The 11,221-nt window shown below is 36.7% G+C and carries 14 protein-coding genes; 8 read left to right on the top strand and 6 right to left on the bottom strand.

Annotated features, from left to right (window positions below; translation table 11 throughout):
• Window positions 1-166: 166 nt before the first annotated feature.
• From ACLFMM_RS06950 to ACLFMM_RS06940, 3 genes are read left to right on the top strand one after another with little or no spacing between them, the layout of a single operon-like run.
• Window positions 167-1,357: a geranylgeranyl reductase family protein gene (locus ACLFMM_RS06950; protein WP_410807999.1), complete on the top strand. Its 1,191-nt coding sequence runs from the start codon at window positions 167-169 to the stop codon at window positions 1,355-1,357.
• Window positions 1,358-1,359: 2 nt separating this feature from the next.
• On the top strand, window positions 1,360-1,707 hold the full coding sequence (locus ACLFMM_RS06945) for a gamma-glutamylcyclotransferase (protein ID WP_410807998.1): 348 nt from the start codon (window positions 1,360-1,362) through the stop codon (window positions 1,705-1,707).
• A gap of 1 nt (window position 1,708) precedes the next feature.
• Window positions 1,709-2,323, top strand: coding sequence for a TatD family nuclease-associated radical SAM protein (locus tag ACLFMM_RS06940; protein ID WP_410807997.1), 615 nt, complete (start codon window positions 1,709-1,711; stop codon window positions 2,321-2,323).
• 9 nt (window positions 2,324-2,332) lie between these two features.
• On the opposite strand, the gene engB is transcribed toward ACLFMM_RS06940, so the two are convergent.
• The 4 genes from engB to uppS form a co-directional block, all read right to left on the bottom strand.
• Window positions 2,333-2,962 (bottom strand): GTP-binding protein EngB, encoded by a 630-nt coding sequence (gene engB / locus ACLFMM_RS06935; RefSeq protein ID WP_410807996.1) that lies wholly within the window; start codon window positions 2,960-2,962, stop codon window positions 2,333-2,335.
• 26 nt (window positions 2,963-2,988) lie between these two features.
• Entirely contained in the window at window positions 2,989-4,374 is a 1,386-nt protein-coding gene (locus tag ACLFMM_RS06930) for a BatD family protein (protein WP_410807994.1), read from the bottom strand.
• 9 nt (window positions 4,375-4,383) lie between these two features.
• Window positions 4,384-6,000 carry a CARDB domain-containing protein gene (locus tag ACLFMM_RS06925; RefSeq protein ID WP_410807993.1) on the bottom strand — a complete coding sequence of 539 codons (1,617 nt, stop codon included), beginning with the start codon at window positions 5,998-6,000 and terminating at the stop codon, window positions 4,384-4,386.
• Window positions 6,001-6,173: 173 nt separating this feature from the next.
• The gene (gene uppS / locus ACLFMM_RS06920; RefSeq protein ID WP_410807992.1) at window positions 6,174-6,833 is read right to left on the bottom strand and encodes a polyprenyl diphosphate synthase; all 660 of its coding nucleotides are present in this window, start codon (window positions 6,831-6,833) and stop codon (window positions 6,174-6,176) included.
• Window positions 6,834-7,374: 541 nt separating this feature from the next.
• Here uppS and ACLFMM_RS06915 point away from each other — a divergent pair.
• From ACLFMM_RS06915 to ACLFMM_RS06895, 5 genes are all read left to right on the top strand, one after another.
• The gene (locus ACLFMM_RS06915) at window positions 7,375-7,611 is read left to right on the top strand and encodes a hypothetical protein (RefSeq protein ID WP_410807991.1); all 237 of its coding nucleotides are present in this window, start codon (window positions 7,375-7,377) and stop codon (window positions 7,609-7,611) included.
• A gap of 69 nt (window positions 7,612-7,680) precedes the next feature.
• Window positions 7,681-7,818, top strand: a complete 138-nt coding sequence (locus ACLFMM_RS06910; protein WP_410807990.1) for a hypothetical protein — start codon at window positions 7,681-7,683, stop codon at window positions 7,816-7,818.
• A 49-nt stretch (window positions 7,819-7,867) separates the two neighbouring features.
• The gene (locus tag ACLFMM_RS06905; protein ID WP_410807989.1) at window positions 7,868-8,608 is read left to right on the top strand and encodes a Nif3-like dinuclear metal center hexameric protein; all 741 of its coding nucleotides are present in this window, start codon (window positions 7,868-7,870) and stop codon (window positions 8,606-8,608) included.
• A gap of 302 nt (window positions 8,609-8,910) precedes the next feature.
• Window positions 8,911-9,234, top strand: coding sequence for a helix-turn-helix domain-containing protein (locus ACLFMM_RS06900; RefSeq protein ID WP_410808000.1), 324 nt, complete (start codon window positions 8,911-8,913; stop codon window positions 9,232-9,234).
• Entirely contained in the window at window positions 9,161-9,499 is a 339-nt protein-coding gene (locus ACLFMM_RS06895) for a hypothetical protein (protein WP_410807988.1), read from the top strand. The genes ACLFMM_RS06900 and ACLFMM_RS06895 overlap by 74 nt, the downstream gene beginning before the upstream one ends.
• 7 nt (window positions 9,500-9,506) lie before the next feature.
• On the opposite strand, the gene ACLFMM_RS06890 is transcribed toward ACLFMM_RS06895, so the two are convergent.
• Window positions 9,507-10,274: an AAA family ATPase gene (locus tag ACLFMM_RS06890; protein WP_410807987.1), complete on the bottom strand. Its 768-nt coding sequence runs from the start codon at window positions 10,272-10,274 to the stop codon at window positions 9,507-9,509.
• A gap of 49 nt (window positions 10,275-10,323) precedes the next feature.
• Window positions 10,324-11,055, bottom strand: a complete 732-nt coding sequence (locus ACLFMM_RS06885; protein WP_410807986.1) for a DUF6517 family protein — start codon at window positions 11,053-11,055, stop codon at window positions 10,324-10,326.
• Window positions 11,056-11,221: the final 166 nt, after the last annotated feature.

Raw genomic sequence — 11,221 nt, 5'->3', positions numbered from 1 at the left:
TTAGTCCTATACTATAACCCCCACCTTAGTTTCTGGATAATATTAGTCCCCAATATGGATTTATCATCTACATAATATATAATTTCGGAAACTTTGTTTTTTATAATAATGGTTCAAATACAAGTAGACATTTATAAGATTGATAAACAATAAATATACGAGTTTCATGATACCCGAAAAATCGTATGATATCGTTGTTGTGGGTGCCGGTCCAGCAGGGTCCACAGCAGCAAATTATGCAGCCAGAAACGGTAAAACTGCACTCTTAATCGATAGAAAAAAAGATATAGGTACACCACTGCAGTGTGGTGGGTTTTTACCCCATTATGAAACATTAAGAGAACTCGTCCCAAACGCTGAATTACCTTACACACTTGAAGAATATCCCTTTGAGTGCATTCATACTACAACCAGTTGTCAGCGCTTCATCGCACCGGATGGCTGTTCAAAACAGTTCGACGTAACAGCTGATGCAATAGATAGACGCCGTTTTGATAAATACCTGGCAAGGGAAGCCACCAGAGCCGGTGCACAGCTTATGGTAGGAACAACAGTCACGCAAATAAATAACTCAATTCTGGAACTGGACGGTGTTTTTGGAAATTTTACTGTCCAATCGGATGTGATTATAGGTGCCGATGGTCCGAATTCGATAGTAGCAAAATCCAAGGGTTTAACCCGTGAATATGATCCTATGTCAATAGGTACTGCATTTGAATACGAACTCAGTGGGGTTGATGTGGACAGAGATGCGGTTGAAATGTATTTTGGCAAGGATTATGTACCCGGTGGATATGCATGGATTATTTCCCAGGGCGATGATACAGCAAATATAGGAGTTGGAATTAGAGAAACATTGTTTGGAAAAGGGATGTGTGCAAGGGATTATCTCAATAAATTTATGTATGAGCATCCAATAGCCAGTGAAAAATTGAAAAACGGATCAGTGGTTTCAGTGGTTTCTGGTATAGTACCTGTAGGAGGGGCACCAAAATATACAGCAACCAATGACACACTAATAGTAGGCGATGCTGCCGGACATATAATCGCAACCAATGGAGGAGGAATCCCAACCGCGATGGTTGCTGGAAAGGTTGCAGGAGAAACAGCTTCCGAATCTATAGACGGTAAATGTGATCTTGTGGAATATGAAAAACGCTGGAGGTCTCAGATGGGTATGGAAATAAGGACTGCTGTTTATGTCAGAAAACTTATGGACAGGCTCATGCGCTCGGATTACATGATTTCTAAAGCTATCAGGTTAACATCACCTGAACATATGAAAGCTATACAGTGCGGTCAGCTACCCGATGTTGTAAAAAAGACACTGCTAAAAATGAATCCAGGGTTTGCATAAGTATGTATTTGTTTGTCTATGGTACATTGAAACGCGGCTGTCCAAACTGTGACCTTTTAATGGGTGCTGATTTTATATGCAGTACATACACTGCCAACAAATTCACAATGCTTGATTTCGGGATCTTTCCGGGTGTTGTAGAGGGCAATGCATCTCAGATATATGGAGAACTCTATGATATTGATTCTGATTCACTTGAATCGGTTGATAAGTTTGAAGGGGAATGGTTTAACAGAGATATAACCAAACTTGAAAACGGTGTAAATGCGCTTATGTATTACCTGGTAAAGATACCAAAAACTTTTCAGAATAATTATAATATAGTTGAAAACGGAAACTGGGAATGTTAACATGACATACTATTTTGACAGTTCCAGAAAAGCCGGAACAATCTGTTATGAAGCACACGGTAACCTTTATTTAAACATCACAAACCGATGCACTGCAAGATGCATATTTTGTGTACGCGACCTATCTGATGGGGTTTACGGATATAACCTTCGTCTTCTCTATGAACCATCGGTTGAGGAAATTATACAGGAATTGGAAATGAATGATCTTTCAAAATATCAGGAGGTTGTGTTTACAGGATTTGGAGAACCCACTACCCGACTGGATGATATGATTGTATTAATCCGATGGCTCAAAAGAAATGATGCTACTGTAAGGCTGGATACCAATGGACATGCTCAACTGATGTATCCTGACAGGGATGTAGTTGCCGAATTAAAAAAAGCGGGTCTTGATGCGGTATCGGTGAGTTTGAACGCTGAATCCGTGGATTTATACAACAGACTATGTCAGCCAAAATACAAGAATGCCTATCAATCAATGCTTGAATTCACAAAGAGAGCTATCAGTTCTGGTATACGTACCAGGATGACAGTTGTAGGATTTACAGAAACTGATATAGAAAAATGTGAACGTATTGCCAGTGAACTGGGTGCAGACTTTCATGTACGCTGAGTTAATAGATTATATATATTTCAGCAAGTCATCGCGTTTTGCATTATGTAAATATGTTTGTATAAGCTTTCTTGCTGATTGTATATCACCTTTTTTTGCGTTTACAGGTGCAATAATATCTGTCCATTGTTTCCAGGGCGGATTCATTCCAAGCCTTTCAGCAATATTATCCATGGTCTGGTTATACTCACTGGATTTTATTTTGTCTATTTTATTAACTGCAACAACGGTGTCAATACCCAGCTCATTTAGAAATTCAAACATCTCTATATCAATGGGAATTTCATCCCTTCTATCCCATCTGTCAGCTATTTCCATAAATGCGGGGCCATCAATTACCAGAACAGCAACTTTCACCCTTTTTGCGTTATTTTCAAGGTATCGAACAATTTTGTCATGTACTATGTCTTTTTTCCGGTCTTTAACTCCACTCATAAACCCGAATCCAGGCATGTCGGTAAGCAGTAAATCCGAATAATTAATATGATGAGGTTTTAACGTAACACCAGGACGTTTACCGACTTTTACTTTTTTACCGGTAAGTTCTCGGATGAATGAAGATTTGCCTACATTGGACCTGCCTACAAAAACAATTTCCAGGTTTATGCCTTCCAAGTTGCCCTTTTTCCTTTTTTTCATAATGATTATAATGTCAGGTATTGTATTTATATAAATGAACCTATAATCCCTTTTACTTTGTCAATCACTGAATCTATCTGATTGTTTATATTATCCGGCAGAGATTTAATCTGTTCAAAAATACCTTCCTCATTCTGGTCCTGCTTTGTAATGTTTCGGTTGGATGTATCAGTTTTATTTTCAGTACTGTTTCCAATATTTTTATACTCATCTGATTTTTCTACCGGGATATCTCCAACATTTAACATAAACTTTTTAGTCCACTCGGTATTACTGTACCTTTTCGAATCTACAATTTTTGCACTTGCCGCAGGAACCATAATGTTTCCTTCTTTTTTCATTTTTATAGAGTATTTTAAATTATGTTTTTGTGAAGGGTGCATGATCAGATTATCTTCAGTTATTCCGTCAATTAGCTCTGCATTAGCTGGCAAGCTGTCGTTAATATCGACTCTGGCTGACCGATCTCCAGTGTTTTGAACATCCACTGTGATATTTATCACATCATCGACCTGTAAATTTTCTGGAGCATCTATCGTTTTTGTTATATTGAGTTTTGGACCGTGTACAGTTATCCGTGATGGATCTGTAGTGTTGTTGTGAATTGGTTTGTATTCGGTTATGTTTTTATGATAGGTAATACCCAGATGGGTAAGAGCTATTCGTGTGGGTGGTAATTTGAATTCACCGGCTTTAAGGGGTTTGATATGGTAGCTGAATTGTTTGGTACTTTTTCCGTCCAGTTCCATGGTGGAATTGATATTTTTATCCGGGTCTACTACAAAATGTTCGGGCAGAGTTTCATTTATTTGTATATTATCAAAATTAATATCTTTTAAATTTTCAATTTGGATTGTTATACGAGCACGTTCATTGATGTATGCTTCTTGTTCACCCCATTTTGTAACATTGAGGGTAGTGTTTATCCAGGTATTGTTTACTGTTCTAACAGTTTCCAAGTCATCCGGATTCCTTGCTTCATAAACAGCAATTTTTGTATAAGGGGTTGGAATGCTGTCATTGTTAACAATCTCAAATGATGTGACTTTTAAAGAACCATTAAATATTTTGGAGTCAGTATTGTTGTTGTAGCTTGAATCAGGTTGGACTGTAGTGTTGTTTACAGAAAGAATCGACTTCCAGGAAGTGGTGCTGTTTTCAACTGATATTACCACATGTTTGATATCGCTGAATTCGGAAGCTTTAGAAAAATCATCAGCTTTAATATCATAGCCGCTGACATTTATTTCATCTCCCCAGTAAAGAGTATAATTACCTTTATGAAGCCATTTGCTCATATTGTTATCATTTGTGGTGTTTTCGTCATCTGCATCTGCCATTCCGGTAATTGCAACAGATGTCAGCAGTAATAATATAATCGGGTACAACCTGTGAAGATCCATAATTATCATCCATCGTTTTTATCTGTTTCTTTTTCTTTGAAGATAATAAATACATATAAACATTGTAATCGCTAACAATCCCTTGAAACCTGGCTGTTTCGCGGTTTTTGAACTATCTCCATTCTGATTAACAGCATCTGATTTAGAAGACTCGGAAGTATCATTGGATGAACTACCTTCAGACTCACCGGTGCCATCTGACTGTTTTTCCGTATTTGCTGATGTGGTTACTGAGATTTCTGGCTGGTCGGATATTTTCTTTCCGCTGTATCCTTCCATATCAACAAAAGTCAATGATGCAGCAGGTAATTTTACATCGCCTTCTTCATCCAGTTTAATGGTGTAGGAAAAACTTTTTGACTTTCCGGATTTTACCACACCTTCCATTTGCCTGTTACCATCAACAAATTTAGTAGTTGGAGGTAAATCCGTATCAGAAACATTTATATGGGTATTTTTGTTTCCAGTATTTTTTGCTTCAACAGTGACTTTTACGTACCCTCCAGGAACAACACTTGTAGAATTAACACTTTTGTTGAGGATGATGTAGGGACCGTTTACTTTTATTTCAGGTTCACCTGATGAAACCGTATATTTCTTGGAGTCGGGGGCTGTAAAACCGGCATCTGCATCAGGTAAATTAAATTCGCCCGGTTCCAAAGGACGCAAGGAATAGCTGTACAATTTTTCGGTGCTTTCACCTGGTTCAAGCGATATTGTTTTGTTATGGGTGATATTATCCTTAATTTCCAGTTTATCAGTAACAGGGTTATGGACTTTTATTGAATCGAGACTGCAGAGTCCGTCATTTCTAACATTTACACGTACATAAGCTGTGTCTGTTACGTAGATTTCTTCGGTGACTGTTTTTGTGATGACTAGTTCCCATTTTTTATTGATGGTTATAGATTTTGAATTACTGGTGTCGAATCCGTCACTGTTAATATCATTTCCGTTAGCATCTGCAGATATATCGAACGATTTTTTATCCCACAGATGTGGAACTTCCATTTTGATGGTTACAGGTTCAGATGTTTCACCTTTGTCAATAGACTCAATCTGATGGTCGAGTTCTCCATCTACAAGTTCAAGTCCATCAGTATCAATATTTAAATTGACATCTTCGATTTTTGCATTGCCTTTGTTTTCAACCTTTAGATTTGCGGTTATTTCAGAAGGGTTAGAGTTCTTTTTTGGGTCATATGTGTTTTTCTCTGTATTGATATGTATCTTTAAATCAGGCAGACCCCTTCTTTGTATCTGGATTTTTGCCGTTGGGTCTTCCATGTTTCCAGTCCAGTCATCAACATTGGTTTTTATTTCTTTTATAATGACTCTTACATCGTCTCCATTCTGTTCATCGCGGTAACTAAGTGTATCACCTACTGTGAGGGCACCCAGTTTTTTTCTTTCACCACTTTTTTTAATTTCGATTGATACGTATTTTTTGCCACTTTCTTTGTAATCAAAATCCCTTGCTGTTATTACATAATCATCGTAGGCTGCAGAACTTCCCCATTCAAGTGTTTTCGTTTTTTCGTTCACCCATTCAACATCTTCCAATGTATAGGCAGCAGTTGATGAGCAGAACCCGAGAATAAAAACTAACAGTACAAATATCGTTTTTTTTATCATGCTGACATCCCGTGAACAATCTTATTATTGACTGACCTTTAAATTTATATTATAATCTACTAAATATATTATATCTATTTTATCATTCATGTTATATTTTATTTTTTATATATTCCATGTATAAATTTTAAATATATTAAAAGAAGTTTGACGGTTAATATCGGGGATCAGGATTACCCACCAAGTGTAATATCCTGCTTATCATACCATTTTAGAGCTTCATAAAGATGTTTGGATTTAAAATCAGGCCAGTAATCGTCTACAACATAAAAATCTGAATATACAGACTGAACCGGCAAAAATCCGCTCAAACGTCTTCGTCCACCCCACCGTATAATCAGGTCAATTCTGGATATGTCTTTTGATTTGAGTGAACTGATAATATCCTTTTTGGTACTTGATTTTTTGTTTTCATTTTCTGGATTTTTTAGTCCTTTTAAATCCCACTGCCATCCGTAATTCACGAGCAGATTAACTGTAATATTTCTACTACCAAAGGATTTTCGGGAGGTGTACGGCATTAATTCATCAGGGAACATGGGTGATTTTGTATCACCCACGACCAGAAAATTTGAACCTTCATTGATAGCACCGTAACCTGCCTGTATACAGGCACTGGTAAAAGCTTTTCTTTGTTCGGAGGTTCGTCTGGTATTGTCCATTGTAAACCCGTAAAAAGTTAATTCTTCTATGCCTAATTTTTTGCAAATTCGTATTAATTCAATACCAGGGTCGACACCATAGTTGTACCCTTCTTCTTTGGATAAATTCCTTTCTATGGCCCATCTTCTGTTTCCATCAGGTATGACCCCTATGTGTTTTGGTATTCGCATCTATTTAACTCCCCATATCCAATATGACAAAAATAGGTTTTAAAATTAACTTTTTCTAAATTGCTTTTTACAATCATTGTCTATATATTTTATATAGATAGATATATTCTAAATACATAAACTATATATAATGTTCAGGAAATCTATAGTTGTAAGATGAAGCAGAGGAATATGTGGGTTGGGGAGTGGTAATCATGCAAATCAGGAGATAGCAAATTATGGGAAACAAGCACAATAAATCAACCTGTAAAAACACAGGTAAAAAATCCAGAAATATAATCGTCTATAGTTTTACTAAAACTATGGATTCAGAAGATCAAGAACTATATCAGTTTATGGTAGGAGGTTTAAGGGCTAAATAAATTCGATTTATGGGGGATATGATGCATAATCAGGTTAAACAACAGTGTGTAGTATGTAAAACACAGCTTAAAAGGCAGGTGATAGGTATGAATGCTTTTTATTGTTGCCGAATTTGTGGGAGATTGACCTCTACAGATTACTTTAACTATAACCCTAATTGTCATGAAAGGTGATTTAGATGTGTAAAATTGAGGAACTGGGTTACTCCAGATACAATAAACACAGGTACTGTACTGAGTGTATAATATACAATCAACTGGGTAAATGTCAATATCTCAAATGGTGTGAATCCGATTACCGTATAAATAATAAAACACTGATGTCAGAAACAAATTCTTATAATCTGAAGAATAAGAAATCGTCACTTCAGGATTGGGATAAGTGCCAGCCCAATTATCTGAATCCTGAATATTAAAGCAAAATAGTTTGTGTAATAATAAGTGGAGTGGAACATGGTAAATATAAGTGTAATTCTATGTTACTTTTGAAAAAAAAACAGCTTGAACATCAGATATTAGGGATGAAGAATGTCCATAGTTGCCGAAATTGCGGTCATTTGACACTGGAGAATGATTTATCAGTTATCAATGTAAAAAGAGACGGAACAAAGATATGCTGGTGATGTATATTAGTCCGATACTTTGATATTGTTACATATATAAGTACAGGATATGAAACTTACAGATATTATACCGGTACTTGAAACGATTGCACCTCCAGAATATGCGGAAGAGTTTGATACAGGCAGAATTGGGGATATTATCAACCTCGGTAATGATGTTGAAAAAATCGCAGTTGCACTCGACCCGACCGAATATGTATTAAAACGTGCGGCTGATATAGATGCGGATTTGCTCATAACCCATCATACTCTTATTTTTGAACCGGTAACAAAGATAGCAAAACCATTCTCAAACAAATTAAAAATTGTACTTGAAAACGATATATCACTCTACAGCATGCATACCAATTATGATAAAGTACCGGGTGGTGTAAACGATATACTCGCAAATTGTTTGGGATTGACAGACATTGAAGGACTGGAAATTGGACGAATTGGTAAAATATCACCATGTTCTACTGAAACTTTTGCAAGGCATGTTTCCAAATCTCTTGATACTCATGTACAGTATGTGGGGGATAAAAAAACAATAGAAAAAGTTATGGTGTTTGGTGGCAGTGGATTCAGACCACAGTTTCTGGATATAGCCCATGAAAATGATGTAGATGCATTTGTTTCAAGTGAGCTCAAACATGATGTAATACGCAACCGGGGGAGTATTTCCCTGATTGATGCGACACACTATGCCACAGAAAACCCTGCCATGGAAAAATTGTGTGAACGTCTTGAAGAGTTGCTTAAATTAGATGTTGAGTTCATAGACCACAACCCCTTTATCAATGTTGTCTAAGATTTGTTTTACGATAGATGGGGTGCAGGGGTAGAGAAAGCCAACTACTTCAGTCGTGCTCCTTAAATCAAAGATTAAAGGATATCTTTAAACTCCGTTTAAAGAGGATGAATCGTACCCCGCTGATGTCTGATTAACTATAGATTTTATAAGATAATCGCTAACATTAAGTAAAATTTATAAAGTTATAAAGCGTATAAACAGTATCATATAAAAGGGTGGAGTTGATGGTTCGCAAAGAAGGTCAGAAATGCAGGAATCTGAGCTTCAGAATTCATCCTACTCCTTAACAGGAAGAAAAACTGGATGAAACCCTGGAATGTTGCAGGTCTATCTGGAACCATCTTCTATCCATCAGAATTGATTTATACGATAGTTTCGGCCCATCAGTATCTAATTCATCTCTGGAAAGATACCTGAAGTATCTGGACTATCCAATACACTCATCAGTAAGACTTGATATGTTCCAGAGATTATGTTTTGCCTATGACAAATTCTTTGATGATATCAATAAAGGTAGACTGAAGAACACCAGATCTAAAAAAGGAAAGTTTGTTAAAAAGAAAGACGTTCCCAGTGGGAACAAACTCATCAGGATACATCAAATACGATGGAATCCTGCCTAAAGGCCTCCCAAATTCAAGAGTAAAGAAGATTTCAGTAGTTTCAGATTCAAACATATACAAAGGACTGGCCATGGTTAAAAATGGAAAAAACAGAGACAAAATCCTTGAAGATTTGACAGAGGAAGAACTTGATGAGCTGATGGATCAGCAATTTAAACAGCAGATACGCTCGGATTACCGCAGAAGTCTTGGAAATGAATACTCGAGGATAAAAGGGACACCTTCTTTAAAAGTAAAAATGAAACTCAAAGATGATGGAAATTAATTTTATATTATTCGTTTTCAAATCCTTGAACCATTTCTATCATCCGATTTTTAATATCCATGATGGCATCCACTGAACTTGTACCCGTATCTAGAATTGCAGTGTTTTCAAAATCAGCACGCACTATTTCTGCATCGTAGGGAATTTCTCCGAGGACCGGTATCCCGAGTTCTTTAAGGTGTGGTTTGATATCTGCCAGTGTGCTTTTATTGATGACTGCTGCAACGTGTTTGATATCCAGTTCTCCAGCCAGTTCTTTTATACGTGAAGCTGTTTCAACGGAACGCATGCCAGGTTCGACGACAATGACCATCATATCTATACCTCTGGTTGTTCCTCTCCCCAGATGCTCAATACCGGCTTCCATATCCATTATAACAGCACTTCTTTCTTTCAGAATGACATGTCTTAAAAAGGCACGCAAAAATGCAGAAGCAGGACACATACATCCACTACCACCCTGCTCTATGGTACCCATGACGAGCAGATTTACTCCATCAGGTCCAACAACTCCGTACTTGTCAACCACATCATCTACCTTAGGATTCAATTTGAATGCTCCACCTGTTTCACCTGCTCGTTCTCTTATCAGGTCTTTGTATTCTGTAAGTGGTTCAGGTGGTTTTTCTATACCAATAGCAGATGCAAGATTCATATCCGAATCTGCATCGATGGCAAGAACCTGATAGTCGTCCTGTGCGAGCAGTCTTGCAAGTGTACCTGCAATAGTGGTTTTCCCAACTCCGCCTTTACCAGTGATTGCAATTTTTATCATAAACAGTTCTCTATATGATTTATGTGATAAAAATGCTACCTATGTTATTTCAATCTATAGATTTAATCAATTCTGTGACGTCATCCATTTCCTTTTCACCATTGATTGTTATAACTTTTATTTCATCACCCTTTATGTTCAATTTAATATCGCCGTCAGGAACAACACCAATAGCAATAATTGTCGAATCAGGACTCGACCAGGAAGCAATAACACCCCTGACATCTATTGAAAATCCGTTTGCTGGTACGGATCCAACATAATAGTCTACATTGGCGGTAGAACCGTTACTTATGTCAATTTTTTCACTCTCTCTTTTGTTGAAGTTATCAATATTAGCCTGATTTGTCAGTTCTTCCATCTGGGTATCTACAATTTTAGACATAACCGTATCAGGTATTTCAACTCCTGCAGGTAATGTTATATTTATGGTTATCAATCTTGAACCTATATATTCAGCACCAGAATCTGTATTTAAAGTGATGTTATTGATTGTCTGTAGATTCTGTATCTGTCTTGATATCTGGTCTGACAACATTTTGTCCTGATATGTTGTAATTGCTGTATTTATGGATACATTGAAACCTGTCATTGATTTTTCGTAACTTTCATAACTGACATTACCATTTTTTTCCCATCCATATTCAGAAAGAACTGAAGCATCAACTTTGGCAGGTTTGGCTTCTGGTGTATCAAGGCAACCACTGATTGATGTGGCAAGTAGAATAGTGAGAATAATTACTGGATATATATACGGGGTTTTGATATTTATGCTAATCACCAATTTTTAAATGGTTCTGACAATTTTTTAAATTAACGATATTATATTTTTAATCTGATAATTCGTTATGATAATTAATTATCGTATATTTTATAAAGATTGAAGGTAGAAAACCATTGTGTCTTTAGCATTGCATCAAATCGTAGATTTAATGCGAGTTTCATTT

This window comes from Methanohalobium sp. (genome assembly GCF_046546175.1).
GTDB lineage: Archaea > Halobacteriota > Methanosarcinia > Methanosarcinales > Methanosarcinaceae > Methanohalobium.
Note: the sequence above shows the minus strand (reverse complement) of the source record. Positions and strands in the feature narration are given on the sequence as shown.

What these genes read in the sequence shown, in the direction of transcription:
- ACLFMM_RS06950 (WP_410807999.1), top strand. Translation starts at nt 167, where the DNA reads ATGATACCCGAAAAATCGTATGATATCGTTGTTGTGGGTGCCGGTCCA.
- ACLFMM_RS06945 (WP_410807998.1), top strand. Translation starts at nt 1,360, where the DNA reads ATGTATTTGTTTGTCTATGGTACATTGAAACGCGGCTGTCCAAACTGT.
- ACLFMM_RS06940 (WP_410807997.1), top strand. Translation starts at nt 1,709, where the DNA reads ATGACATACTATTTTGACAGTTCCAGAAAAGCCGGAACAATCTGTTAT.
- engB (WP_410807996.1), bottom strand. Translation starts at nt 2,962, where the DNA reads ATGAAAAAAAGGAAAAAGGGCAACTTGGAAGGCATAAACCTGGAAATT.
- ACLFMM_RS06930 (WP_410807994.1), bottom strand. Translation starts at nt 4,374, where the DNA reads ATGATAATTATGGATCTTCACAGGTTGTACCCGATTATATTATTACTG.
- ACLFMM_RS06925 (WP_410807993.1), bottom strand. Translation starts at nt 6,000, where the DNA reads ATGATAAAAAAAACGATATTTGTACTGTTAGTTTTTATTCTCGGGTTC.
- uppS (WP_410807992.1), bottom strand. Translation starts at nt 6,833, where the DNA reads ATGCGAATACCAAAACACATAGGGGTCATACCTGATGGAAACAGAAGA.
- ACLFMM_RS06915 (WP_410807991.1), top strand. Translation starts at nt 7,375, where the DNA reads ATGTGTAAAATTGAGGAACTGGGTTACTCCAGATACAATAAACACAGG.
- ACLFMM_RS06905 (WP_410807989.1), top strand. Translation starts at nt 7,868, where the DNA reads ATGAAACTTACAGATATTATACCGGTACTTGAAACGATTGCACCTCCA.
- ACLFMM_RS06890 (WP_410807987.1), bottom strand. Translation starts at nt 10,274, where the DNA reads ATGATAAAAATTGCAATCACTGGTAAAGGCGGAGTTGGGAAAACCACT.